The organism is Agrobacterium tumefaciens, assembly GCF_013337285.1.
GTDB classification, from domain to species: Bacteria; Pseudomonadota; Alphaproteobacteria; order Rhizobiales; family Rhizobiaceae; genus Agrobacterium; species Agrobacterium burrii.
The window spans coordinates 461,142-485,989 of record NZ_SUPW01000002.1; the positions used below are offsets into that span (position 1 = coordinate 461,142).

The 24,848-nt window shown below is 59.0% G+C and carries 20 protein-coding genes and 1 tRNA gene; 10 read left to right on the top strand and 11 right to left on the bottom strand.

Features of this window, described 5'->3' with window-relative positions; translation table 11 throughout:
- Positions 1–140: 140 nt before the first annotated feature.
- Positions 141–216, top strand: a tRNA-Ile gene (locus FCH38_RS08050).
- A 108-nt stretch (positions 217–324) separates the two neighbouring features.
- Here the strand turns inward: FCH38_RS08050 and FCH38_RS08055 are convergent.
- Together FCH38_RS08055 and FCH38_RS08060 are read right to left on the bottom strand one after the other, a co-directional pair.
- On the bottom strand, positions 325–699 hold the full coding sequence (locus FCH38_RS08055) for a hypothetical protein (protein WP_149900128.1): 375 nt from the start codon (positions 697–699) through the stop codon (positions 325–327).
- A gap of 217 nt (positions 700–916) precedes the next feature.
- Positions 917–1,549: an outer membrane protein gene (locus FCH38_RS08060; RefSeq protein ID WP_052818041.1), complete on the bottom strand. Its 633-nt coding sequence runs from the start codon at positions 1,547–1,549 to the stop codon at positions 917–919.
- A gap of 440 nt (positions 1,550–1,989) precedes the next feature.
- On the opposite strand from FCH38_RS08060, the gene FCH38_RS08065 reads away from it, so the two are divergent.
- Positions 1,990–2,442 carry a hypothetical protein gene (locus tag FCH38_RS08065; RefSeq protein WP_174373434.1) on the top strand — a complete coding sequence of 151 codons (453 nt, stop codon included), beginning with the start codon at positions 1,990–1,992 and terminating at the stop codon, positions 2,440–2,442.
- 211 nt (positions 2,443–2,653) lie between these two features.
- Positions 2,654–3,214, top strand: a complete 561-nt coding sequence (locus FCH38_RS08070; protein ID WP_153515016.1) for a dual specificity protein phosphatase family protein — start codon at positions 2,654–2,656, stop codon at positions 3,212–3,214.
- 165 nt (positions 3,215–3,379) lie between these two features.
- Here FCH38_RS08070 and FCH38_RS08075 read toward each other — a convergent pair whose 3' ends face one another.
- On the bottom strand, positions 3,380–4,621 hold the full coding sequence (locus FCH38_RS08075; RefSeq protein ID WP_174373435.1) for an AGE family epimerase/isomerase: 1,242 nt from the start codon (positions 4,619–4,621) through the stop codon (positions 3,380–3,382).
- A 213-nt stretch (positions 4,622–4,834) separates the two neighbouring features.
- Here FCH38_RS08075 and metH point away from each other — a divergent pair, with 213 nt between their 5' ends.
- Positions 4,835–8,608 carry a methionine synthase gene (metH, locus tag FCH38_RS08080; RefSeq protein ID WP_174373436.1) on the top strand — a complete coding sequence of 1,258 codons (3,774 nt, stop codon included), beginning with the start codon at positions 4,835–4,837 and terminating at the stop codon, positions 8,606–8,608.
- Between the two features lie 67 nt (positions 8,609–8,675).
- Here the strand turns inward: metH and FCH38_RS08085 are convergent, their stop codons facing one another.
- Both FCH38_RS08085 and FCH38_RS08090 read right to left on the bottom strand, forming a co-directional pair.
- Positions 8,676–10,007, bottom strand: coding sequence for an MFS transporter (locus FCH38_RS08085; RefSeq protein WP_174373437.1), 1,332 nt, complete (start codon positions 10,005–10,007; stop codon positions 8,676–8,678).
- Positions 10,008–10,086: 79 nt separating this feature from the next.
- Entirely contained in the window at positions 10,087–10,863 is a 777-nt protein-coding gene (locus tag FCH38_RS08090; protein WP_174373653.1) for an AAA family ATPase, read from the bottom strand.
- A 333-nt stretch (positions 10,864–11,196) separates the two neighbouring features.
- On the opposite strand from FCH38_RS08090, the gene FCH38_RS08095 reads away from it, so the two are divergent.
- Positions 11,197–11,841: a hypothetical protein gene (locus FCH38_RS08095; RefSeq protein WP_174373438.1), complete on the top strand. Its 645-nt coding sequence runs from the start codon at positions 11,197–11,199 to the stop codon at positions 11,839–11,841.
- Positions 11,842–11,885: 44 nt separating this feature from the next.
- On the opposite strand, the gene FCH38_RS08100 is transcribed toward FCH38_RS08095, so the two are convergent.
- From FCH38_RS08100 to FCH38_RS08125, 6 genes are all read right to left on the bottom strand, one after another.
- Positions 11,886–12,929 (bottom strand): zinc-dependent alcohol dehydrogenase family protein, encoded by a 1,044-nt coding sequence (locus tag FCH38_RS08100; RefSeq protein ID WP_174373439.1) that lies wholly within the window; start codon positions 12,927–12,929, stop codon positions 11,886–11,888.
- A gap of 141 nt (positions 12,930–13,070) precedes the next feature.
- A complete protein-coding gene (locus FCH38_RS08105) occupies positions 13,071–14,129 on the bottom strand; it encodes an ABC transporter ATP-binding protein (protein ID WP_174373440.1) in 1,059 nt (352 codons plus the stop codon).
- A 12-nt stretch (positions 14,130–14,141) separates the two neighbouring features.
- Positions 14,142–14,924 (bottom strand): ABC transporter permease, encoded by a 783-nt coding sequence (locus FCH38_RS08110; RefSeq protein WP_174373441.1) that lies wholly within the window; start codon positions 14,922–14,924, stop codon positions 14,142–14,144.
- Positions 14,921–15,805 (bottom strand): ABC transporter permease, encoded by an 885-nt coding sequence (locus FCH38_RS08115; protein ID WP_149900140.1) that lies wholly within the window; start codon positions 15,803–15,805, stop codon positions 14,921–14,923. The genes FCH38_RS08110 and FCH38_RS08115 overlap by 4 nt, the downstream gene beginning before the upstream one ends.
- 102 nt (positions 15,806–15,907) lie before the next feature.
- Complete coding sequence (locus FCH38_RS08120) at positions 15,908–17,014, bottom strand: ABC transporter substrate-binding protein (RefSeq protein ID WP_149900141.1); 1,107 nt, start codon at positions 17,012–17,014, stop codon at positions 15,908–15,910.
- Between the two features lie 288 nt (positions 17,015–17,302).
- On the bottom strand, positions 17,303–18,181 hold the full coding sequence (locus FCH38_RS08125; protein ID WP_149900142.1) for a MurR/RpiR family transcriptional regulator: 879 nt from the start codon (positions 18,179–18,181) through the stop codon (positions 17,303–17,305).
- A gap of 176 nt (positions 18,182–18,357) precedes the next feature.
- Here FCH38_RS08125 and FCH38_RS08130 point away from each other — a divergent pair, with 176 nt between their 5' ends.
- The 5 genes from FCH38_RS08130 to FCH38_RS08150 all read left to right on the top strand — a co-directional run bounded on the left by FCH38_RS08130 (position 18,358) and on the right by FCH38_RS08150 (position 24,841).
- Complete coding sequence (locus tag FCH38_RS08130) at positions 18,358–19,131, top strand: N-formylglutamate amidohydrolase (protein ID WP_174373442.1); 774 nt, start codon at positions 18,358–18,360, stop codon at positions 19,129–19,131.
- Positions 19,132–19,346: 215 nt separating this feature from the next.
- On the top strand, positions 19,347–20,861 hold the full coding sequence (locus FCH38_RS08135; protein ID WP_153515024.1) for an amino acid permease: 1,515 nt from the start codon (positions 19,347–19,349) through the stop codon (positions 20,859–20,861).
- Positions 20,862–20,924: 63 nt separating this feature from the next.
- Positions 20,925–22,292 (top strand): glutamine synthetase family protein, encoded by a 1,368-nt coding sequence (locus tag FCH38_RS08140; protein WP_174373443.1) that lies wholly within the window; start codon positions 20,925–20,927, stop codon positions 22,290–22,292.
- A gap of 18 nt (positions 22,293–22,310) precedes the next feature.
- Positions 22,311–23,699, top strand: coding sequence for an aldehyde dehydrogenase family protein (locus FCH38_RS08145; RefSeq protein WP_174373444.1), 1,389 nt, complete (start codon positions 22,311–22,313; stop codon positions 23,697–23,699).
- The gene (locus FCH38_RS08150) at positions 23,696–24,841 is read left to right on the top strand and encodes an iron-containing alcohol dehydrogenase (RefSeq protein WP_153515027.1); all 1,146 of its coding nucleotides are present in this window, start codon (positions 23,696–23,698) and stop codon (positions 24,839–24,841) included. Before FCH38_RS08145 ends, FCH38_RS08150 begins: the two co-directional genes overlap by 4 nt.
- Positions 24,842–24,848: the final 7 nt, after the last annotated feature.

Consider the following 24,848-nt stretch of genomic DNA (forward strand, 5'->3'; position numbering starts at 1 on the left):
TAGATTGTGTAGCTAATACGGCGGCGCTGCCTTGCGAAAGCATCAATGGCTTGTCGGGCTATAAAAATTACGTTAGAGCGTGACCCACCGGATTCGAACCATTGCGAAACCGGTATTTCGGATCACCTTGTTTCCGAATAGGGCCTGTAGCTCAATGGTTAGAGCCGGCGGCTCATAACCGCTTGGTTGGGAGTTCGAGTCTCTCCAGGCCCACCATTCTTGATCAAATTCTGACTTGCACAAGAGCCGACGGTTAGTCCAAAAAAAATCCGACCAGCCATTCAGACTGATCGGATCATCCGTTTATAAATCTGAGCTATGCGGTCAGTTACAAACCCGCATGCTTTCCGTATGCCAGCCGCCATCATAGGAATTGGGAACACGGCGGTCTTCGAACCAGCAGCGCGGGCGGGGCGGCGGTGGGGGTTCGTAGTAGCGGGGGGCGTTGTTGTTGCCGTTGGCGATGGCGCCGCCGATCAGGCCGCCGATGACGCCTGCAGCGAGGCCGCCGGCGATCGCTGCGCCATCATTGTGGCGGCGGTGTTCGCGGTAGGGCGGTGGGGGCGGGCCGCCACGGTCATAACCACGGTCGTGGCGCGGACGATAGGGATAATCCTGCGCGGCAGCGGTGCCATAGGATGCGAAGACGCTGCCGGTGGCGACCAGCGCGGCAAGGGTGGAAAGAATGATCTTTTTCATCGGGGCTACTCCATAAGCCTGCCTTGGGAGATAGAGGCTCATTATGCCCGCATGATGGCACGGGTCTGCTGAACGGTTTGTGAATGTTTCGTTGTTGAGGGGTTCATGTTTTTCGCGTCGCTAAAGTCGGCGGCGGGTTGAGGCGGGCATTGTTGTGTCAGTCAAGAAAAAGCCCGGCGATGGCCGGGCTTTTGATGCGTGATGCAGTTGGACAGGATCAGAATTTTACACCGAGACCCACCTTGACGGTGTGCTGGTCGAAATCGGTATTGACGCCGAAAATGTCCTTATCGCCATAATCGTTGTAGCGATATTCCAGCCGGCCGAACACATTGTCGGTGAAGGCGTAGTCAAGACCTGCGCCAACGGTGAAGCCGTTGAACGTGGTGCTGTCCTTGCCGGCGCCGGGAGTTTCGATGAAACCGCGTGTGGCTGTCCAGCCGGCCGTACCGTAGAGCAGGGCGCGGTCGAAGGCATAACCGACGCGGCCACGGACGGAGCCCTGCCAGTCGGTGCCGATCTGCACGCCGGCATAGTCGTTATCATTCCAGTTATAATCGACGTCACCTTCGATGCCGACGACGAAATTATTGTCGAACTGGTAATTGTAACCGGCGAAGGCACCGAGAATGCCGCCATCGAAATTATCCGAAGCGACGGGGCCGCCAGCCGAAAAATCGCCATTCGCCCAGCCCGCGCCGCCTTGAATACCAAGATAGGGACCAGACCAGGTGAAGACCGGCAGGGTTTCCTGCGCGACCGGAGGTGCCGGCGTTTCGTAGACGGCATCCGCGGCCATTGCGGTGCTGGCCGAAAGGGCCAGAAGTGACGTTACGATCAGCGTTTTCATCGTTATTCTCCCTGAGCTGAATGACCTTCCTAGCATATATTAGGTCAATTTAATATGGGTTGGGGCTCGGCAGTTCCAAGGGGCATCGTTCCCCTTGTGTCGCTGGCTGTCTTGCCCGGATCGTGAGCGTTTTTTAGCGCCCCCGTCATGCTGTTCTGATGCTGCGAACGTCTTTGGCGGTGTTTGGTTCCCTTGATCTTGTCCTCAAAGGTTCGGCGGCGCGGTTGGCCGGTGTCACGCTTGGTTGTCTTGACAGCGGGGGGCATGACCATAGAGTTGTGCTGTCTGCGGCGTGTCCGGTGCTTCGGGCGCACCGGAAAAGGTGTGGCGAGGCGGTTAATATCGTCATGCAACGGCGTGGTGATCATAGTTGCCGCAGGCATGAGTGGTAAGGGAGGGCAGGATCGTATGAGGGTTTGTTTTTATGTGGGAGGGGCGACGTGATAGTCGGAGCCGTTCTCAGCGCCATTCTTCTCCTCACCCTCATTGCATTTCCTCGGCATCTCAAACCCGTCGTCATCTGCCTGCTGCTGATCTGGGGGGCGACCGCTGCCTTTGTCATTTATGACTGGTGGCGTGGCAGCCAGCGGCTCGGCCATGTTGTTGCGACAGCCAGTTTTGATACGACCTGTGCGGATCCGGCTTTGCCCATTCGCGTCAGCTTCCGCAACGACAATGATGTGGCCGTGCAGCGCCTGACCTATACGCTTGAGGGGTTCGAGCCGGCCTTCCGCGCCTCCGTCGCGTTTGATCCCTATCAGGTCAGCGAAAGGCGCATCGAGGCGGGGGAGACTTTCGCCGCATGCCGGGCTTTCCGGCTGCGCAACAATGAAAGAGTAGAACCGCAGCGGCTGGAATGGCGCGTTACCGTTATTTCGGCGGAGTTCGACTAAGCGGCTGGGCGCGGTTCCCGTCATCACGGCATTTTGAAAACTCCCGCGCCGTTGCGCAGCCACCGGTAAACCCTTGCGGCGCAACGGGTGTGCAAGGGCTGCCATCGGGCCGCCGGCCACACCGATGCCCGTTCGGCCGGCGTCGGACTTGTTTTCGCCGGTTTGCGATGCCATCTCCGCACCCGTTCGATGAATGTCGCGGGTTGATGTTTTGCGTATTGTTTTGAAGTTTTTGAAAATCACGGCCATCGGTCTTGTTGCCCTGCCGGTTCTGGCGGGCGCGCATATGGGCATCGGCCAGCTGACCGGAAATTTTCACGAGGTCATCCCCGGCGAGCTTTATCGTTCGGCCCAGCCGAGCGGTAAGGACATCGCAGCCTATGCCAAATCCTACGGCATCAAGACCATCATCAACCTGCGCGATGAAAAGCGCGAAGGCTGGTATGACGCCGAAAGCCAGGCGGCGAAAAGCAATGGCATCCGGCTTGTCGATTTTCCGATGAGTTCAAGCGAAAAGCTCTCGCCGCAAGATGCTGAAACGCTGGTGGCCGTGCTGCAGAATGCGGAAAGGCCGATCCTCATCCATTGCGAACATGGCGCTAACCGCACGGGGCTTGCCTCGGCGATCTATGTGGGGGCCGTGGCTGGCAAGAGTGAGGCGGCGGCCGAATTCCAGCTTTCGCCCTATTACGGGCATGTGCCTATCCCCGGTATCGGCAGATATGAGATGTATCAGTCGTGGGATGACTTCGAGGAAACCATCGGCTTTTGATGCGGTTCAAGGGCTTTTGATACCGCTCTCGACGTCATCCTCGGCCTTGTGCCGAGGATCCATCCACGTCTCGTTGAGTCGATAGGTTGCAGATGCTCGGGACAAGCCCGAGCATGACGGAGAGTGGTTCGCGACCTCCGTCGCCATCCGCCTATCGCAACACTCTCAATAATCCCCGCCGTTTTCCGCAATCACCTTCGTCAGGCTTCCCGTGGCTGGGAAAAGCGGAATGAGGCACGCCTGTAGCGCGTGGTAGATGTCGCCCTTGCCGGGGAACAGCGTATGCGCCGGAACCAGATTATCCGTCAGTTCCTCGTGCCAGCCGCCATTGTCGTGGTCGATGAAGTTGTTGGCGATGGTGCTCCAGATGCGGCGGTAGCTGTCTTCGTAGAAAGGGTCTGCCGGCAGGTTTTCGTTGAGGAAGTGGGCAGCGCCCGCCGCCTCGCACATCGGCCACCACAGCTTGGCCGTCTTGTCGGGATTGTCGTTCCAGTCGAGCGTATAAAAGAAGCCGCCCTTTTCCCGGTCCCAGCCAAGCGCCATGGATTGCACGAACAGCGATTTTGCAGCCACCGGCATCCAGTCGTGGCGGCGTTCGCCCAGCACCCATAATTGCAGGATGAGGCGTGCCCATTCCAGCCAATGGCCGGGGGTGGAGCCGGAGGGGCGGAACATTTCGTTGCCGCGATACGCCTTGTCCAGCGTCCAGCTCTCGTCAAAATGTTCCGGCACGCGGAAATCCAGTTCGCCGGCGCGGCGGCGAATGACGAGGTCGGCGATGCGTTCGGCCTTGTTGAGATAATTGCTGTCGCTTGTCGCCTCATAGGCGGCCATCAGCGCTTCGGTCAGGTGCATGTTGGAATTCTGGCCGCGATAATTGTCGATGGGCGACCAGTCGCGGTTGAATTCCTCGGCAATCGCACCGTGTTTTTCTTCCCAGAAGCGGGTTTCCAGCACTTCGGTAATATCGGCCAGCATCCGGTCGGCCAGCGGATGCCCGACGGTCTTGGCGGAAGAGGCGGCCAGCAGCACGAAGGCATGGCCGTAACCCTGCTTGGTGGCGTCCACTGGGCCGGCATCGTTCACCTGCCAGAAATAACCGCCATGCTCGCTGTCGCGATGATTGTTCCAGAGATAGGTCATGCCGTGGTCGACGATATCGCCGCAGCCGGGCCGGCCGAGCAGATGGCCGATGGAGAAGCAATGCACCATGCGCGCCGAAGCATGGATGCCGCGCACGGGGTCGTTTTTCTGTAACGGTGCGCCCTTGGGGTCGAGATCGAAAAAGCCGCCGGCGGAATTCACGGCGCGATACTGGAAGAAGTCGAAAAGTCCCTCTGCCTGCTTGACCAGCCACTGGCGGTGCCAGGGCAAAGCGTTCCAGTTTTTGCGATCGTCGTCGGCCATGTCGTTCTCCCATGCGATTTGCTGCCTGCGCTTATATCCTTGCCGTATAAACCTGTCATCTGTCGTTCAAATTTCGTAGTCTGCCGCAACAGCGCCAAGCTATGCCTGTCCCTTGAAGATATATGTCTGGCCCTTGAAGATATATTGACATAAACATATCTTTATGTGACTTGACGGCTTGCGTTCTTGCAAATCGAAATGAGGAGTGTGCCCGTGTTTGACAACCTGTTCGGTCCTGAAGGGGCAAAGCGCGACGGCGCGGAAATCTTGCAGGCGCTGCGCGAAGCCGCCAGCGAACGCATCCTCATTCTCGACGGCGCGATGGGCACACAGATCCAGGGTCTCGGTTTTGATGAAGACCATTTCCGGGGCGAGCGTTTTATCGGCTGCGCCTGTCACCAGCAGGGCAATAACGACCTTCTGATCCTGACCCAGCCTGACGCTATCGAGGAAATCCATTATCGCTACGCCATGGCGGGTGCGGATATTCTCGAAACCAACACGTTTTCGTCGACGCGCATCGCGCAGGCCGATTACGAGATGGAAAACGCCGTCTACGACCTCAACCGCGAGGGTGCCGCGATCGTTCGCCGTGCCGCCCAGCGCGCCGAGCGGGAAGATGGTCGCCGTCGTTTCGTCGCCGGTGCAATCGGCCCGACCAACCGCACGGCCTCGATTTCGCCTGACGTCAACAACCCCGGTTATCGTGCCGTCAGCTTCGATGATCTGCGCACCGCCTATGGCGAGCAGATCGACGGCCTGGTCGACGGCGGTGCCGACATCATCCTCATCGAGACGATTTTCGACACGCTGAACGCCAAGGCGGCGATCTTTGCCTGCGAGGAACGTTTCGAAGCCAAGGGCATCCGTCTGCCTGTCATGATCTCGGGCACGATCACCGACCTTTCCGGCCGCACGCTGTCCGGCCAGACGCCTTCGGCGTTCTGGAACTCGGTGCGCCACGCCAACCCTTTCACCATCGGCCTGAACTGCGCACTCGGTGCGGATGCCATGCGTCCGCATCTGCAGGAACTCTCAGATGTCGCCGATACCTTCGTCTGCGCCTATCCCAATGCCGGCCTGCCGAATGAATTCGGCCAATATGACGAAACGCCCGAGATGATGGCGCGTCAGGTTGAAGGCTTCGTGCGCGACGGTCTCGTCAACATCGTTGGCGGCTGCTGCGGCTCGACGCCGGAGCATATCCGGGCGATTGCTGAAGCCGTGAAGGGTTACAAGCCGCGCGAGATTCCCGCGCATGTGCCCTTCATGTCGCTTTCTGGTCTCGAGCCTTTCGTGCTGACCAAGGACATTCCCTTCGTTAATGTCGGCGAACGCACCAACGTTACCGGCTCAGCCCGCTTCCGCAAGCTCATCACTGCCGGCGATTATACAGCGGCGCTGGCTGTCGCCCGCGATCAGGTTGAAAATGGCGCGCAGATCATCGACATCAACATGGATGAGGGCCTGATCGATTCCGAAAAGGCGATGGTGGAGTTCCTGAACCTCATCGCTGCCGAGCCTGACATCGCCCGCGTTCCGGTCATGATCGATAGCTCCAAGTTCGAGATCATCGAGGCTGGCCTGAAATGCGTTCAGGGAAAATCGATCGTCAATTCCATTTCGCTGAAGGAAGGCGAGGAGAAGTTTCTCCAGCAGGCGCGGCTCGTCCACAATTACGGTGCGGCGGTTGTCGTCATGGCTTTCGACGAGACCGGGCAGGCCGATACCTATCAGCGCAAGATCGAGATTTGCGCGCGTGCCTACAAGCTTCTGACCGAAAAGGCCGGTCTGTCGCCGGAAGACATCATCTTCGATCCGAACGTCTTTGCGGTGGCGACGGGTATCGAGGAGCATAACAACTACGGCGTGGACTTCATCGAGGCCACCAAGACCATTCGCGAAACCATGCCGCTCACGCATATTTCCGGCGGTGTCTCCAACCTGTCCTTCTCCTTCCGCGGCAATGAGCCGGTGCGTGAGGCGATGCATGCCGTGTTCCTCTACCATGCCATTCAGGTCGGCATGGATATGGGCATCGTCAATGCCGGGCAGCTTGCGGTTTACGACAATATCGATGCGGAACTGCGCGAGGCCTGCGAGGACGTGGTGCTGAACCGCCGTGATGACGCGACCGAGCGTCTGCTCGAAGTGGCCGAGCGTTTTCGAGGCACGGGTGAAAAGCAGGCGAAGGTGCAGGATCTTTCCTGGCGCGAGCTGCCCGTCGAAAAGCGGCTGCAACATGCGCTGGTCAACGGCATTACCGAATATATCGAGGCTGATACCGAAGAGGCGCGCCAGCAGGCTGCCCGGCCGCTGCATGTCATCGAAGGGCCGCTGATGGCGGGCATGAACGTGGTCGGTGACCTGTTCGGTTCGGGCAAGATGTTCCTGCCGCAGGTGGTGAAATCCGCCCGCGTGATGAAGCAGGCGGTTGCCGTTCTGCTGCCTTACATGGAAGAGGAAAAGCGCCTGAATGGCGGCTCCGAGCGCAGTGCCGCCGGCAAGGTGCTGATGGCGACCGTGAAGGGTGACGTGCACGATATCGGCAAGAACATCGTCGGCGTCGTGCTTGCCTGCAACAATTACGAGATCATCGATCTCGGCGTCATGGTGCCGACGACGAAAATCCTTGAGACGGCGATTGCGGAGAAGGTGGATGTGATCGGCCTCTCCGGTCTTATCACGCCGTCGCTGGATGAGATGGTGCATGTGGCGGCTGAAATGGAGCGGCAGGGTTTCGATATTCCGCTCTTGATCGGCGGCGCGACGACCAGCCGTGTGCATACGGCAGTGAAAATCCATCCACGCTACGAGGCGGGGCAGGCGATCTATGTCACCGATGCCTCGCGCGCCGTGGGTGTCGTCTCAGCACTTCTTTCGGCCGAGCAGAAGCCCGCTTATATTGACGGCATCCGCGCCGAATATCAGAAGGTGGCGGAAGCCCATGCCCGCAATGAGCGCGAAAAGCAGCGCCTGCCGCTTTCCCGTGCCCGTGACAACGCGCACAAGATCGACTGGTCGAGCTACAGCGTCGTCAAACCGCAGTTCTTTGGCACCAGGGTGTTCGAGACCTATGATCTTGAAGAGCTTTCCCGTTACATCGACTGGACGCCGTTCTTCCAGACCTGGGAATTGAAGGGCCGTTTCCCGGCCATTCTCGAAGACGAAAAGCAGGGCGAGGCGGCGCGGCAGCTTTATGCCGATGCGCAGGCGATGCTTGCGAAGATCATCGAGGAGAAGTGGTTCCGGCCGCGGGCGGTGATCGGCTTCTGGCCCGCCAATGCGGTGGGCGACGATATCAAGCTGTTCAACGATGAAAGCCGTAACGAAGAGCTGGCGACCTTCTTCACGCTGCGCCAGCAGCTTTCCAAGCGTGATGGACGCCCGAATGTGGCGCTGTCGGATTTCGTCGCGCCGGTCGATAGCGGCGTTGCCGATTATGTCGGTGGATTCGTGGTGACGGCGGGCATCGAGGAAGTGGCGATTGCCGAGCGCTTCGAGCGGGCCAATGACGATTATTCGTCCATCCTCGTCAAGGCGTTGGCCGACCGTTTTGCCGAAGCCTTTGCCGAGCGCATGCATGAGCGGGTGCGCAAGGAATTCTGGGGTTATGCGCCGGATGAGGCTCTTGCCGGTGACGATCTGATCGGCGAGGCCTATGCCGGTATCCGTCCGGCCCCCGGCTATCCTGCGCAGCCTGACCATACCGAAAAGAAGACGCTGTTTGCGCTGCTCGACGCCACCAATGCGGCGGGCGTGGAACTGACGGAAAGCTACGCCATGTGGCCGGGCTCTTCGGTCTCCGGCCTCTATATCGGCCATCCCGAGAGCTATTATTTCGGTGTCGCCAAGGTGGAGCGGGATCAGGTTCTCGACTATGCGCGCCGCAAGGATATGCCGGTCACGGAGGTGGAGCGCTGGCTCGGGCCGGTGCTCAACTACTTGCCGACAAATGGTGCAGAGGAAATCGACAGCGCGGCCTGATGTTCCGGGCGTGTTGCAATAAAAAAGCGCGGGTCATGCCCGCGCTTTTTTTGTGTTCGCGTTGAACTTACGACCGCAACGCCGCCAGTTCCTCGATGCCGACATGGCTTTCGACCTCGCTGCCGCGCAGATAGAGGTAAAGGCCGATGCAGAAGGCGAGGACAGCGATGAACACCAGATACCAGGCATGCGCCATGGGATTAATGGCAAGTGCCGTGGTCACGCCAATCGGCGTCAGCCCACCGAAGATGGCATAGGAGACGTTATAGGCGAAGGAGAGGCCGGAGAAGCGGACTGATGCCGGGAAGGCGCGGACCATCACATAGGGCACAGCTCCCGCCATGCCGACCGAAAGGCCCATGACACCGTAGAGAATGAACATGGTTTCAAGCGACGCGCCGGCATAGCTGTAGAAGGTGAAGGTGGCGACGCCGAAGAAGATGCTGGCGGCCATGAAGAAAATGCCGGAGCCGACACGGTCGATCAGTGCGCCGGCGATGATGACGCCGAAAATCAGAAACAGCGTGCCGAAGCTGGTGCCGGCAAGCGCCTGCGTCGGGGTGTAGCCATAGAGCTTCTGCAGGAAGGTGGCCGTCATCAGCGTGGTGACGACGATGGCTGCCGACAGAACCCAGGTCAGCAGGGCGGAAATGATGACACCGCGCATATGGTGCTTCAGCACCAGCCCGAGCGGTAGCTTGTCCGTCAGTGATTTCGATTTCTTCATCTCGTTGAAGATCGGCGTTTCTTCCAGCCACCGGCGCAGATAGACGGCGATCAGGCCGAAAATTCCGCCGAGCAGGAAGGGAATACGCCATGCATAGGCGGCGACATCTTCTGCCGAGAAGAGGGAATTGATGGCAAAGGCGATCAGCGATCCCAGCATGATGCCGAAGGAAAGGCCGGATGTCAGAAAGCCGCAGGCGAGCCCGACACGGCGGAAAGGGACGTGTTCGGCAACGAAGGTCCAGGCACCCGGCACTTCACCGCCGATGGCCGCGCCCTGCAGCATGCGCAGGATGATGAGGAGGATTGGAGCGGCGACGCCGATGGTGGCATAGGTCGGCATCAGCGCCATGCCGAGGGTGGAGAGCGCCATCAGGAGGATGGAGAAGGCGAAAACCCGCTTGCGGCCATAACGGTCACCATAGTGCGCCAGAATGATGCCGCCGAGCGGTCGCACCAGATAACCGGCGGCAAAGATGCCGAAAGTCTGGATCATCACCAGCCAGTCCGGCATTTCCGGCGGAAAGAACAGGTGGCCGATGACGGTGGCGAAAAACACGAAAATGATGAAATCGTAAAATTCGAGCGCGCCGCCCAAGGCGGAAAGGCCAAGAGTTCTGTAGTCCTGGCTGTTCAGGGGCCGGGCCGCTGCCGGTGTGCTGGTGGGAGACATAAGCCTGCTTCTTTTTCTAATTCACATGTTGCTAATGGGCATGCTGCAAGAGAAGCGGGATTTCAAGCCTTATCGGTCCCTAATCGCTCATGAATTTTGATGGACGATCGAGAAATCGCCTGAGAAATGAGATGTTCTCCAGCTCGTCATAGAGGCGTTCGGTGATACCGTCCTCATCGAAATAATAGATTGTCGCTTCGGGAATAGCCAAAAGCACGGGCGAATGGGTGGCGATGATCAGCTGCCCGCCGCTATCGGCGGCGTGACGGACGATGGCTGCAAGCTCCAGCTGTTTTTGCGGTGAGAGCGGGCTTTCCGGTTCGTCGAGGAAATAGAGGCCGGCGCCATGGACCCGCTGCTGCATGATGTCGAGAAACCCTTCGCCATGCGACCGCCGGTCGATGGTGTTGTTCCTGACGATCCTGCGAAAGGTCTCCGGGGTTTCTTCCGGAAAATCTTCGCCTTTTTGCAGGGCCTTTTCCCGCTCCCAGCGAAAATCGTCCAGCGTCTCCTCGTTCAGCCGGCGTATATAGCCAAGCACATCTTCCGCACGCATGAACATGCGGATCTTCGGATATTTCTTGCGGGCGAAATAGAAGGCTTTCGCCACTGTCTCGGCATGCTGAAGGTACAGATCACCCGAAACCTGGCCATGATTGCCGATGGCGTAGGCCGTCATTCCGGCCGCCAGTCCTTCCAGCAGCGTTGATTTGCCCGAACCGTTATTGCCGGCAAAAAAAGTGATCGGCGTCTTGAACTCGAGGCGTTCCAGATGGCGCAGCGCCGGAACCGAGAAAGGATATTCATCCCGTCCGCCCGGGGGTTCTTTCATGGTTACGCTATCGAGAAACAGCATGTCGCGGTCCTTGCATCTCATCCGTCATGTTCACCGACGTTGCGCTCTGTCGCATCATCGCGGCGCTATGCTCAAAGCAATTGCGTGCGATTGCGGCTTAACGTGGGGCGTTGTTCGCACCAATGGTTTACAGCGTTGGCGGAGATACGTCATGTCGCATCGTTAGAAATTCATTTTATTATAAATTAGTACAGTTCACTCTTAGTAACAAAGCGATAAATATTAGACATATGCAATAAATACCTTAAATTTAAGATGTTATCGTAAGTATAAACTTCAAATTAATTCAGTAATGCCAGTTGTCATCATTCTCGTTGTTATTGGAGAGGGTGAATGAAGCGTATTGCGCTTTTTTCGGTCGCGATTCTATTTTCCGCGATATTCGTGAGCGAAGCTGAGGCGAGGAGGTCTCGGTTTTTTGCCGTCCCCGGATTTGGCGGCGGCGAGACCATCGATCTCGTTTATGATCTGCCGGACAACGGGCCTTTTCTTCGCGACGGGGAAGCATTCGACATTGGTTATCTCAACAGCGGGGATAGGAGCGGTTATGTACTGTATCGTGGCGAGCGGTACAGCAGGCTCAGCGATGCTGATATCGCCAGGCTGAAGGCGACGCTTGGTTTTGATCCGACGACAAAAGATCGCATGGAGCGGGCGGCGAGGGGCAGCGATGCTCCCTGGAACCTCGTGATTATCATAGCGGTCGCAATTATTGGTATCTTTGTGCTTGTTCACAAGGGCATGCAGATCGTGCGGTGGATTTCGCGATTGGCGACGACCTCCGCAGTCACGGGAAGCAAGCAGCACCAGGAGGAGGACGCCCCCGACCCGCTGGAAGTCCGCACGAAACAGCTGGTGAACCGTCAATGGAGCGGTAGCCAGACGGATCACGCGACGCGTATCCCGGCAGCATCATCGGTCCATGCGTCTGTCCCGGGAGCCGCTCCTGTCCGTGCGTTCGGGCGCAGGGGTGCCTGAACCGGACGCAATTCGCCAATCTCAGGTGGTTGCGGGAGCCTGCACTATTCGAAACGGTCGATGATGCTGATGCCGCTTTCCCTGAAACTGTCCATGGCGGGCAGGGCCGTGATGGCGTCGGAGAGGGTTATGTGGCGGCCGATCAGTTTTTCCGGTGCAAGCTTGCCGCTTTCGATCGTGGCCAGCATGTCTTCGTAACGCCACGCCTGCATGCCGTGGCTGCCATAAATCTCCAGCTCGTGGGCGATGACCCGGGCCATGGGAATAGCGGGCATGGCGTGGTCGGCCAGCATCAGCCCCACCTGCACATGGCGTCCGCGACGGCGCAGATTGCTGATGGAATTGCAGCAGGTTTGGGGGTGGCCAAGTGCATCGATGGAAACATGCGCACCGCCGCCCGTTACTTCGCGCACCGCTTCCGAGACATCGGCGACCGAGCGGCTGTTGATGGTGGCGGTCGCGCCGAGCTGTCGGGCCAGTTCGAGCTTGTCTTCGGCAATGTCGATGGCGACGACCTGCGCGCCAAGGCCCGCGCCGATCATGATGGCGGAGAGACCGACGCCGCCGCAGCCATGCACCGCCAGCCATTCGCCACCCTTCAGACGTCCCTGATCGGTCACGGCGCGGAAGGAGGTGGCGAAACGGCAGCCGAGGCCGGCGGCAGTGGCATAGCTCATCGATTCCGGCAGATGCACGAGATTCTGGTCGGCATAATCGATGGCGACATATTCGGCGAAGGAACCCCAATGGGTGAAGCCCGGCTGGAACTGCGTTTCGCAGACCTGCTGATTACCGGAGCGGCACTCATGGCAATGACCGCAGCCGGAAACGAAGGGGACCGTGACACGGTCGCCTGCCCGAAAGCGGGTGACGCTTTTTCCGACCGCGGCGATGACGCCAGCGAATTCGTGGCCGGGAACATGCGGCAGGCGGATATCCGTGTCATGCCCCATCCAGCCGTGCCAGTCGCTGCGGCAGAGGCCTGTCGCTTTTACCTCGATGACCACGCCACCATCGGTTGGCTCCGGATCGGGCAGGGATGCGACGACAGGGGTCTCGCCGAATCGTTCGTAAAAAAGCGCGCGCATCATGGCCTCATATCGCTGGCAGGCAGGTTCGGGTTCAATACCTGCTCTATATCTTTGTTTCTTCGCATTTTCCGGACGCAAAACCGCTACGCACTTTTACTGGAAATGCTCCATCTTCTTCCACCGATGGAGAAAAGCGATTTAGTCCTTGATGACCATCAGATCGCCCGCTGCGAATTTGAGCGTTACCTGTTCGCCAAGGGCGGGTGGCGCGGTGCCGGGATCGTTAAACATGTCGAAAGACAGGGTCGAGCCGCCGAGATCAAGACGGGTTCGGATGACCGAACCGAGGAACTGGCTGGAGGTGACGAGGCCGGAAATGGCGACATCACCTTTGGCATCGCTGCCGAGCGCGCCTGCTTCCGGGCGCAATGCGAGGGTGATTTTTTCACCGTTCGCAGCTTCGACCGGTTTGTGCAGTGTCACGTTTTGCTCTCCGACACGAATGGTGTTGGTCGAGGAGTCAATGACGGTCGCATCGATGAGGTTCAGCGTGCCGACGAAGGAGGCGACGAAACGGGTCGCGGGCTTGTTGTAGATCTCGAAGGGCGTGCCGATCTGGTCGGCGCGGCCAGAATTCATCACGACGATACGGTCGGAGATCGACAGGGCTTCTTCCTGATCGTGGGTCACGAAAATGGTGGTGATGCCGAGTTTCTGTTGAATCTGGCGGATTTCCTCGCGCAGCGATACGCGGATCTTGGCATCGAGCGCCGAGAGCGGTTCATCCAGAAGAAGCACTTCCGGTTTTGGCGCCAGAGCGCGGGCAAGCGCCACGCGCTGCTGCTGGCCACCCGACATCTGGTAGGGATAACGGTCGGCCAGATGTTCCAGATGGATAAGCTGGAGCATTTCCTTCACGCGGGCGTCGATCTCGGCTTTCGGCTTGCCGGCGACTTTCAGGCCGAAGGCGACGTTCTCGTAGACATTCATGTTCGGAAACAGCGCATAGGCCTGAAACACCATGCCGATATTGCGCTGGTTGGGCCTGCGTGTCGTCTGGTCCTTGCCGTTGATGACAATCGATCCGCCGGTCGGGATTTCGAAGCCGGCGATCATGCGTAGCACGGTGGTCTTGCCGCAGCCCGATGGTCCGAGAAAGGAGACGAATTCGCCCTTTTCGATGGCCATGTCGAAGTCATGCACGACCTGCACGGAACCGAAGGATTTCTTGATGTTGCTAAGTGTCAAAAAGCTCATGAAAATCTGTCCTCAGGCCTTGGGAGGCGCGCCCTTCTGGTAGCGTGAAACGAGTTGGATCAGGCCCAGGCAACCCCAGGTGATGCCGAAGGAAATCACGGCAAGCGCTGCCGGTTCATAGGCGCGGTTGGCGCCGAGCAGCTGCATGTAGGGGCCGAAGGCCGGGCGGTTCAAAAGGGCTGCCATGGTGAATTCACCGATGACGATGGCGAAGGTCAAAAACGCACCTGACAGCACGGCGACCAGAACATTGGGCAGGATGATGCGCGACAGGATGGTCGTCCAGCCGGCCCCAAGGCTTTGCGCTGCTTCCGTCAACGTCGAGACATCGATGGTTCTGAGACCGGTATCGACGGCACGGTACATATAGGGCAAAGCGAGCGTCGCATAACCGAACATCAAAAGCAGGTTGGTGCCGAAGGTCGTGCCGGTCAGCGGCAGCCAGCTGGAGGTGTTGTAAAGCCGGATGTAACCAAAGACGATGACGATGGCCGGGATGACCAGCGGCAAAAGCGTGATGAATTCGATATAGGGCCGCAGGCCGGGCAGTTTCAGCCGCACCCAATAGGCGGTGGGCACGACAAGCAGGACACCGAAGACGATGGTGAACAGCGCCATCACGACGGAGTAGCTGAAGGTCTCCTGAAAACGCGGATCGCTGAGCACCTTGCCATAGGCGTCGAAGGAATATTCGCCGCGCCGCATCTTCAGCGAAAAGTTGGTCATGCCGATCAGCGGCAGGGCGAAATAGAGCAGGCCGAAGACCAGCGCGCCCCAGGCGAAGAACTTCTTCATTTAAGCCACCTTTCGCTGCGGGCGCGCAGCCAGATGTAAAGCGCATTGGCAATGCCTGTCACGACGATCATGCCGAAGGCGAGCGCGTAACCAAGGTGCGGATTGCCGAGAACGTCGCCGCGGATCTGCGCGAAGAGCAGGATCGGCACGATGTTGAGCGAGGAGCCGGTGAGCGCGATCGCGGTGGCCACCGCGCCGAAAGCATTGGCGAACAGCAGCGACATGGTGCCGAGCAGCGACGGCAGCAGGATGGGGAATGCCACCATGCGCCAATATTGAAAGCCGGTTGCGCCGAGAATTTCCGCTGCTTCGCGCCATTCGCGCTTCAGGCCGTCCAGCGCCGGCGTGATGATGAGGATCATCAGCGGTATCTGGAAGAACAGATAGGTGACCGTCAGGCCCCAGAAGGACAGGATGTTGAAGCCGAGCAACCGAAGATCGATGCCTATCTGCGTCTTCAGGAAGACGGTAAGCAGGCCGACAGGGCCGAGGGTGGCGATGAAGGCGAAGGCGAGTGGCACGCCCGCAAATTGCGAGGCGACGCCGGAAAAGGTCAGAAGCGGCCCACGAATGCGCTGTGGCAAACCACCGAGCACGACGGCGGCGGCGACGCCAAAGCCGATCAGGCAGCCGAGGGCCGCCGAAGCGAGGCTGATCTTGATCGAAATCCAGTAGGCCGAGAGGATGGACGGGGTGAAAAGCCCGGCAATGTTTTCCAATGTCAGGCTGCCATCGGCATCCTGAAACGCGCCGATGACGATCTTCATCGTCGGCATGATCAGAAACAGCATGACAAAAACGGCAAAAGGTAAGACGCCTATCCAGTGCAACGGCAACTTTCTGCCTGCGTCGGATGGTCCGCCGGTGTTGGTTGATGGCATGCGTTGTCCCCAAACGCCGTTTTCGAACGGTCTGTCTATTAAGGTATTTATTATAAGAGAAACACCCCGGCCTTTGATCAGCCGGGGTGCGTTTTCAACAATTTACTTCACGTTCGCGCCGACGACGCTATCCCAGCCGGCCGTTACGGCGGCCTTGTTGGCATCAACTTCCTCGAGCGTCGGGAAGATCGCCTTTTCATAGGCTGCTGCCGGCGGCAGGCTGTCGATCAGTTCCTGCGGAACCTTGCCAGCCTTGACCATGGCGTTGAAGCGGATCGGGTGGCAATAACCCTTCAGCCAGCCGAGCTGACCGTCGTCGGAGTAGAGGTGTTCCATCCAGAGCTTGGCAGCATTCGGATGCGGCGCGTAAGCGGAGATGCCCTGCACGTAGACGCCAGCCAGAACGCCCTTCTCGGGAACGACGACTTCCGTCGGCGGGTTGTCGTTCAGCGTCTTCTTCCAGGAAAGTGCGTTATAGTCCCAGGCGACGATGATCGGGGTTGCACCCTGCGCCAGCGTGCCGGCCTTGCCGATAACAGGCAGGAAGTTGCCGGCCTTGTTGAGGTCGGCGAAGTACTTCAGGCCAGCTTCACCGGCTTCCTTGCCGGATTTCGCACCGGTGGAAAGACCGGCGGCGAGAACGCCGAGGATGGCCTGGTTGGAGGCGCGCGGATCGCCGGCAAGAGCGACCTGACCGGAATATTCCGGCTTCAGCAGGTCGGCCCAGTCCTTCGGCGTGTTCTTGACGAGGTCCTTGTTCACGAACATCGACATGACGCCGTAATAGTCGCCGTACCAGTAACCGTCGGCATCCTTGACGTTGTCAGGGATTTCGGACCAGGTGGAGACCTTGTAGGGCTGCAGCAGGCCTTCGGCCTTCATCTGCGGGCCGAAAGCGAGACCGACGTCGACGACGTCAGGAGCCTGCGGGCCTTTGTTGTCCTTGTTCGCCTTGACTGCTTCCACTTCGTCGGCGGAGCCGGCGTCGGGGTTCAGTTCGTTGACGGTGATTTCCGGGTACTTCGCCTTGAAGGCGGCGATGACGTCGCCGTAACCACACCAGTCGTGCGGCAGCGCGACGGTGGTCAGCATGCCTTCCTTCTTGGCGGCAGCGATCAGTTCGGCGCTCGGTTCAGCGGCAGCGATGGCGGTGGAGGCGATGACCAGTGCGGTGGTCGTAGCGAGCAGTCGGCGGCAGTGAGAGATCACTTTTTTCTCCTCTTCGTGTTCTCATATTGCGGACGCTGATACGGATTCTAGATGAAGCTAATGTGACGGCCGGATTGCAATTTATTTATCCGGATTCCGTCACTTTACGCCCGTTTTCCGCCATTATCAGGCTTTTTGCCTGCAATTGCGGGAGTTGTCCGTTGTCGTCCGTTTGGCAGGATACGTTCCCCAGCTTGGTGTTTTCCCCTGTTTTATCGTGCTGGTAGCGATCACAGGTATCCAATCAGCGAGTGGCATCCGCGTCAAGTCGTATGCCGGCTACGCAACTCAAGTCCGATCCGGCCGGCGGAACAGACGCGTCTGCTCGAACAGGCCCTCCAGCGCGTTCATGCGCTGCTTCGTTTCATCCCAGGTACCGCTCTGCACCGCTTCGATCAGCGCTTCGACCACAAACAGCGTGACGACCGAGGAATCCCACGCCGAGGGCGCCTCGATCCTGACGCGGAAAATGTGCAGCGCGTGGCGCGCCACAGGTGATGTCCATTGGTCGGTGAAGAGAATGATCTGCACGCCGTTTGCTTTCGCGACCTCGGCGAGCGTCGTCATATCGTGTTCGTAACGGCGGATATCGAAGATCACCAGCACGTCGCCGGCGCTCATATTCAGCATATATTGCGGCCAGGCGCTGGAGTTCGACGACATCAGCGTCGTTTTCGGCCGGATCACCTGCATATGGGTGAAGAAATATTCGGCAATGGCACCCGTGATACGGCCACCGACGAAATAGATGCTGCGTTTGCGGTCGGAAAGCAGTGCCGCGGCATTGTCGAAGACGGCGGTGTCGAGGTCGCTCAGCGTATCGCGCAGATTGCCGGTGATGGCATCGGCGAAGCGGTTGAGAATATGCAGGCCCGGCGCATTGGTGGCCCAGCGGTCATGTTTGGCGACCGGGCCGGAGATCGTCGCTTCCAGTTCCTGATGGATATGCGCCTGAAATTCCGGGTAGCCTTTATAGCCGAGCTTCTGGACCATGCGCGCCACGGTCGGCGTCGAGACGCCGGCATTTTCGGCAATCGTGGTGATGCTGCCCAGACCCGAGACGGGGTAGTTGCCAAGCAGGCTCTCCGCCAGCCGTTTTTCCGAACGGGTCAGCGCATCGTAGTGGCCATGAATGACATCCGACACGGTTGCGGTCGAGCTGCGCAAATTTTTCCCCTTCCGGTCTTTTTGCCGGTGTGCTGGCTCAAATAAACATCTCAGTCAGCTATCGAGTCAATGGAAAAAATGAAGAGAAAATTTCAAAATTCCATTTGACACTGGCATTAATGTGAAGAATTCTTTTCGGCATTGGCGGGATAGCGGGTTTCGGAGCGGATGCTTGCATGACGGTGCGTTCACGGTTTTTCACGGAAGCAGAGGGGCAGGCTGTCGGTGTCGAGAACGCCGGGGCCAGTGGTGACGTCCTGCTTGTCTGCGAACACGCCTCCGCGACCATTCCGCAAAAACTGGGGACGCTCGGTCTTTCGCCGGAGGTGCTGGCAAGCCATGCGGCCTGGGACCCCGGCGCGCTCGCCGTTGCCCGGTTGCTGTCGCAAACCATGGATGCCACGCTCGTTTACCAGCGGTTCTCGCGGCTCGTCTATGATTGCAACCGCCCGCCCGAATCACCTTCCGCCATGCCGGTGAAGAGCGAGATTTACGATATTCCCGGTAATTTCGAGCTTGGCGAGGCGGAACGTTATGCCCGCACGTCGGCGCTCTACGTGCCATTTCATGACCGGGTGAACCAGATTATCGCCGAGCGGCAGGCCGCCGGGCGTAAGGTGGTGGTGGTGACGGTTCACAGTTTTACGCCTGTCTATCACGGAAAATTCCGCCCGGTGCAGATCGGCATTCTGCACGATACCGATAGTCGCCTGGCCGACGCGATGCTGGCGGGCGCGCAAGGGTCGGCGCTGACGATCAACCGCAACGATCCTTACGGCCCGGAAGACGGCGTAACGCATACGCTCAGGCTACATGCGCTGCCGGACGGGCTTTTGAACGTCATGATCGAGATCCGCAACGATCTTGTCACCAATGAAGGGGAGCAGGCGGCCATCGCCGGTTTCCTCCACGAGCTTATGGGGAAGGCGCTCTCATCAATCGATGAGTGAGGGAGCAAAGGGCTGGCCGATGGTGAAAACACCGGGGCCGGTCGTCAAAACGAGACTGCCGACATTCAAGGAAAGCCGGAAAGGCATGAAGCGGCAAGGGAACAGCAAGTGCGTGCGGCACAGCGCGGAAACATTCCGCAAGTGCTGAAAACTGGGGCACAATCGGCCAATAATGGCTGACTGGCTTGTTTTTTTCTTATTCAGGAGAGAAGGGCATGGACAGTTCATCATCAGGCGTCAGCTATAAGAAGGCTGATGCATCCTATTTCGAAAAACGCGGACTATCCCGTTATGCGGGCGTGTGGTCGCTCTGGGCGCTCGGTGTCGGCGCGGTCATATCAGGGCATTTTTCCGGATGGAATTTCGGTTTTTCCACCGGCGGCTGGGGTGGCATGCTGGTGGCGGGCATCATCATCGCCATCATGTATCTCGGGCTGACATTTTCGATCGCGGAAATGAGCCCGGCCTTGCCGCATACGGGTGCGGCCTATTCCTTCGCCCGCACGGCGATGGGTCCCTGGGGTGGCTTTGTCACCGGGCTTTGTGAGAATGTCGAATATGTACTGACGCCGGCGGTCATCGTGACCTTCATCACGGCCTATATGAATTCCATTCTAGGGCTCGATCCGGCCTATTCACCCTTTGTGTGGATAGGTTTCTATGTGATTTTCCTTGCTCTCAACGTTTTCGGGCTGGAGCTTTCCTTCAAGGTGACGCTGGTCATCACGCTGATTTCGCTCGGCGTTCTGGTGTTCTTCTGGATCAGCGCCATTCCGAACATGGATTTCTCACGTTATGCGCTGAATATCGGCGTCGGTCCTGACGGCAAGGCGGTGGAGTTGCCGGAGGGCGGCGGTTCGTTCTTCCCCTTCGGTTTTTCGGGCGTTCTCGCCACGCTGCCTTTCGCGGTCTGGCTGTTCCTCGCCATCGAACAGTTGCCGCTGGCGGCGGAAGAATCGGTCGATCCGAAACGCGACATGCCGAAGGGCATCATTCTCGGCGTCATCACGCTGATGGTTTCGGCCTTCATGATCGTGTTGCTCAACCCGTCCCTGCCGGGCGTTGGCGCCTTCCATCTCAGCTCGTCGCTTGAACCGCTGCTGGATGGCTTCAAGGCAATCTATGGTGATGGCGGCGTGGTGCTGCTCGGTCTCGTGGCGCTGACGGGTCTGATCGCCAGCTTCCATACGATCCTCTATGCGCAGGGCCGGCAGATCTATTCGCTGTCGCGTGCGGGCTATTTCCCGACCGTGCTGTCGATTACCCATCGGAAATACCGCACACCGTTCGTCGCCAACATTGCCGGCGCGCTTGTCGGTCTTGCGGTCATGCTGGTCATCTGGTTCTCGCTGGGTGCGGAAGAGGGCGGCAGTATCATCGGCAGCGTTCTTTTGAACATGGCCGTGTTTGGTGCGATGTTCTCCTATATCCTGCAGGCGATTTCCTTCATCCTGCTTCGGAAAAACCTGCCGCATATCGAGCGGCCTTTCCGCTCGCCCTTCGGCATTCCGGGCGCGGTGCTGACCATCATCATCGCCATCGTCACGCTGCTTTATCAGATCCAGGATCCGAACTTCAGCAAGGGCGTGCTTTGGGTAGCGGTGTGGTTTGCCGTGGCGATCGCCTATTTCGCCTTTATCGGGCGCCATCGCCTCATCCTGTCGCCGGAAGAGGAATTCGCACTGGAGCACAAGCAGGCTGCCATGGCAGCGGCGGCTGCAAAGGCCTGATACTCAAACAAACGGGCGGCCGCATCCGGCCGCCCGGCCAGGACAATAGAGGGAACGGACAAAATGACGAGCTATACATTCGACGCGCTTAAGATGGATGTCGCCGAGGGGCGCATCGACACGGTTCTGGCCTGCCTTGTCGACATGCAGGGGCGTCTGATGGGCAAGCGATTCCAGGCGGAGTTCTTCGTCGAAAGCGCTTATGAGGAAACCCATAGCTGTAACTACGTGCTTGCCACCGACATGGAGATGGAAACCGTTCCCGGCTACAAATCCTCCAGTTGGGAAAAGGGTTATGGCGACTATGTACTGAAACCCGACCTTTCGACGCTGCGGCGCGTGCCGTGGCTGGAAGGCACGGCGCTGGTGCTGTGTGATGTGCTTGACCATCACACCCATGAAGAAGTGCCACATTCGCCGCGCGCGCTTCTGAAAAAGCAGGTGGCGCGGCTGGAGGCCATGGGATTGAAAGCCTTTATGGCGACCGAACTGGAGTTTTTCCTGTTCGACCAGACTTTCGATGCAGCGCGCGTCAGCGGCTACAAGGACCTCAACCTCGCCAGCGGCTATAACGAGGATTACCACATCTTCCAGACGACCAAGGAAGAGGACGTCATGCGCGCGCTGCGTAAGGGCCTGCAGGGTGCGGGAATTCCGGTCGAAAATTCCAAGGGCGAGGCGTCCCCCGGTCAGGCGGAAATCAACGTGCGTTATGCCGAGGCGCTGACCATGGCTGACCGGCACGCCATCATCAAGAACGCCACCAAGGAGATCGCCTGGTCCAAGGGCAAGGCGGTGACGTTCCTTGCCAAGTGGAATTACAACGCCGCCGGCAGTTCCTCGCATATTCACCAGTCGCTATGGAGCCTAGACGGCAAGACCCCGGCGTTTCTGGACAAGGACGCCAAGCATGGCATGTCGGAGCTGATGCGGCATTATGTTGCCGGTCTTTTGACCCATGCCAGCGACGTCACCTATTTTCTGGCGCCCTACATCAATTCCTACAAGCGGTTCATGGCTGGCACGTTTGCGCCCACCAAGGCGATCTGGAGCCTCGACAACCGCACGGCGGGATATCGCCTGTGTGGCGAAGGCACCAAGGGCATCCGTATCGAATGCCGTGTCGGCGGATCCGATCTCAATCCTTATCTCGCCATGGCCGCTCTTCTCGCGGCGGGCATTGACGGCATCGAAAATAAACTCAAACTTGAGCCCGCTTTTGTCGGCGACGCCTATGGCGGCAATGGCGTGCGCGAGATACCCAAGACATTGCGCGACGCCACCGCCTTTCTGGACGGATCGAAAATGCTGCGCAGCGCCTTCGGCGACGACGTGATCGATCACTACGTCCATGCCGGACGGTGGGAGCAGGAAGAATACGACCGCCGCGTGACCGACTGGGAAGTGGCGCGCGGTTTCGAACGAGCCTAATCATTACGGGAAAACATCATGACCATGATCCAGAATATCTCGCCCATCGATGGCTCGGTTTATGCCGAGCGGGAGGCGATGTCGCTGGAGGCGGCGCGGGCCGCCGTTTCGAAAGCGCGCAAGGCACAGAAAGATTGGGCTCGACGCCCGCTTGAGGACCGCGTTCAGCTGGTTCTGAAGGGTGTCGCACGCCTCAACGAAATGGTTGATGACGTTGTGCCGGAGCTGGCGCATATGATGGGCCGTCCGGTTCGTTACGGCGGCGAGTTCAAGGGATTCAACGAGCGCTCCAATTATGTCGCGTCGATTGCCGCCGATGCGCTGGCGCCGCTCGTCATCGAGGAAAGCGGAAATTTCGAACGCCGCATCGAGCGCGAGGCGCATGGTGTGGTCTTCGTCATCGCGCCGTGGAACTATCCTTACATGACGGCGATCAACACCGTCGCGCCCGCTTTGATGGCCGGCAATACGGTGGTCATCAAACATGCGGCGCAGACGTTGCTGGTGGGCGAGCGGATGGTGAGGGCTTTCGTCGAGGCTGGCGTGCCTGACGATGTCTTCATCAACGTCTTCCTCGACCATGGCACGACCTCGGCGCTGATTTCCGAGGGCCTGTTCAACTTCGTCAATTTCACCGGCTCGGTGGAAGGCGGCCGTGCCATCGAGCGCGCCGCTGCCGGCACCTTCACCGGTCTCGGGCTTGAGCTTGGCGGCAAGGACCCCGGTTACGTGATGGAGGATGCCGATCTCGACGCCGCCGTCGATACGCTGATGGACGGCGGCACCTATAATTCCGGGCAATGCTGCTGCGGTATCGAGCGTATCTACGTCAACGAAAACCTCTATGACGAATTCGTCGAGAAGTCGGTGGCGTGGGTTTCGAACTACAAGCTCGGCAATCCGCTAGAACAGGAAACGACGCTTGGGCCGATGGCCAACAAGCGCTTTGCCAAGGTGGTGCGGGCGCAGATTGCTGATGCTGTTTCGAAGGGTGCGAAGGCGCTGGTTGATCCGAAGCTGTTCTCTGCCGATGACGGTGAAAGCGCTTATGTCGCGCCGCAGATCCTCGTCAATGTCGATCATTCCATGGAATTCATGACCGAAGAGACTTTCGGTCCTGCCATCGGCATCATGAAGGTCAAGAACGACGATGAAGCCATCGCCCTGATGAATGACAGCAAATACGGCCTCACCGCTTCGCTCTGGACGCAGGATGCGGCGCGGGCTGCGCGGATCGGTCGCGAGATCGAAACCGGCACCGTGTTCATGAACCGCGCGGATTATCTCGATCCGGCGCTTTGCTGGACCGGTGTGAAGGAAACCGGCCGTGGCGGTTCGCTCTCCGTGCTTGGTTTCCAGAACCTGACCCGTCCGAAATCCTACCATTTGAAGAAAGTCACGAAATGAATATCGTCGCCAACTGGAGCTACCCCACCGCCGTCAAGCTTGGCCGTGGCCGGATCAAGGAACTGGCGGAAGCCTGCAAGACGCTTGGTATCAAGAAGCCGCTTCTCGTGACGGATCGCGGCCTTGCCAATATGGCGATCACCGCGCATGCGCTCGACGTGCTGGAAGAGGCAGGCCTCGGCCGGGCGATCTTCGCCGATGTCGATCCGAACCCCAATGAGATCAACATGGAAGCGGGCGTGAAAGCCTATCGCGATGGCGGCCATGACGGCGTCGTCGCCTTCGGCGGCGGCTCCGGTCTCGATCTCGGCAAGACCATCGCCTTCATGGCCGGACAGACGCGTCCGGTCTGGGATTTCGAGGATATCGGCGACTGGTGGACACGGGCGGACGCTTCGAAGATCGCGCCCATCGTTGCGGTTCCGACCACGGCGGGCACCGGTTCGGAAGTCGGCCGCGCCAGCGTCATCACCAATTCGCAGACGCATGTGAAGAAGATCATCTTCCATCCGAAGCTCTTGCCGGGCGTCGTCATCTGCGATCCGGAACTGACGGTCGGCATGCCGAAGGTCATCACGGCCGGCACGGGAATGGATGCCTTCGCCCATTGCCTCGAAGCCTATTCGTCGCCCTTCTTCCATCCGATGAGCGCCGGTGTAGCGCTGGAGGGCCTGCGTCTCGTCAAGGAATTCCTGCCGCGCGCCTATAAGGACGGCACGGATATTGAAGCGCGCACCAATATGATGGCAGCGGCAGCGATGGGGGCGGTGGCTTTCCAGAAGGGGCTCGGGGCCATTCACTCGCTCTCGCATCCGATCGGCGCGGTCTACAACACCCATCACGGCATGACCAATGCCGTCGTCATGCCAGCGGTGCTGCGTTTCAACCGTCCGGCCATTGAAGACAAGATTGCCCGCGCAGCCGCCTATCTCGGCATCTCCGGTGGTTTCGACGGCTTCTATGACTACGTGCTGGAACTTCGCAAGGAACTCAACGTGCCTGAAAATCTCACCGCCATGGGCATCAAGCCGGACCGTATCGATGAACTGGCGGCGGAAGCGATCAAGGATCCTAGCTGCGGCGGCAATCCGGTGCCGATGACGCTGGAAAATACCAAGGCGCTTTTTGAGGCTTGCTTTTAAGGGGTGG

What these genes read in the sequence shown, in the direction of transcription:
- FCH38_RS08055 (WP_149900128.1), bottom strand. Translation starts at nt 699, where the DNA reads ATGAAAAAGATCATTCTTTCCACCCTTGCCGCGCTGGTCGCCACCGGC.
- FCH38_RS08060 (WP_052818041.1), bottom strand. Translation starts at nt 1,549, where the DNA reads ATGAAAACGCTGATCGTAACGTCACTTCTGGCCCTTTCGGCCAGCACC.
- FCH38_RS08075 (WP_174373435.1), bottom strand. Translation starts at nt 4,621, where the DNA reads ATGGCCGACGACGATCGCAAAAACTGGAACGCTTTGCCCTGGCACCGC.
- FCH38_RS08085 (WP_174373437.1), bottom strand. Translation starts at nt 10,007, where the DNA reads ATGTCTCCCACCAGCACACCGGCAGCGGCCCGGCCCCTGAACAGCCAG.
- FCH38_RS08090 (WP_174373653.1), bottom strand. Translation starts at nt 10,863, where the DNA reads ATGCTGTTTCTCGATAGCGTAACCATGAAAGAACCCCCGGGCGGACGG.
- FCH38_RS08095 (WP_174373438.1), top strand. Translation starts at nt 11,197, where the DNA reads ATGAAGCGTATTGCGCTTTTTTCGGTCGCGATTCTATTTTCCGCGATA.
- FCH38_RS08100 (WP_174373439.1), bottom strand. Translation starts at nt 12,929, where the DNA reads ATGCGCGCGCTTTTTTACGAACGATTCGGCGAGACCCCTGTCGTCGCA.
- FCH38_RS08105 (WP_174373440.1), bottom strand. Translation starts at nt 14,129, where the DNA reads ATGAGCTTTTTGACACTTAGCAACATCAAGAAATCCTTCGGTTCCGTG.
- FCH38_RS08110 (WP_174373441.1), bottom strand. Translation starts at nt 14,924, where the DNA reads ATGAAGAAGTTCTTCGCCTGGGGCGCGCTGGTCTTCGGCCTGCTCTAT.
- FCH38_RS08115 (WP_149900140.1), bottom strand. Translation starts at nt 15,805, where the DNA reads ATGCCATCAACCAACACCGGCGGACCATCCGACGCAGGCAGAAAGTTG.
- FCH38_RS08130 (WP_174373442.1), top strand. Translation starts at nt 18,358, where the DNA reads ATGACGGTGCGTTCACGGTTTTTCACGGAAGCAGAGGGGCAGGCTGTC.
- FCH38_RS08135 (WP_153515024.1), top strand. Translation starts at nt 19,347, where the DNA reads ATGGACAGTTCATCATCAGGCGTCAGCTATAAGAAGGCTGATGCATCC.
- FCH38_RS08140 (WP_174373443.1), top strand. Translation starts at nt 20,925, where the DNA reads ATGACGAGCTATACATTCGACGCGCTTAAGATGGATGTCGCCGAGGGG.
- FCH38_RS08145 (WP_174373444.1), top strand. Translation starts at nt 22,311, where the DNA reads ATGACCATGATCCAGAATATCTCGCCCATCGATGGCTCGGTTTATGCC.
- FCH38_RS08150 (WP_153515027.1), top strand. Translation starts at nt 23,696, where the DNA reads ATGAATATCGTCGCCAACTGGAGCTACCCCACCGCCGTCAAGCTTGGC.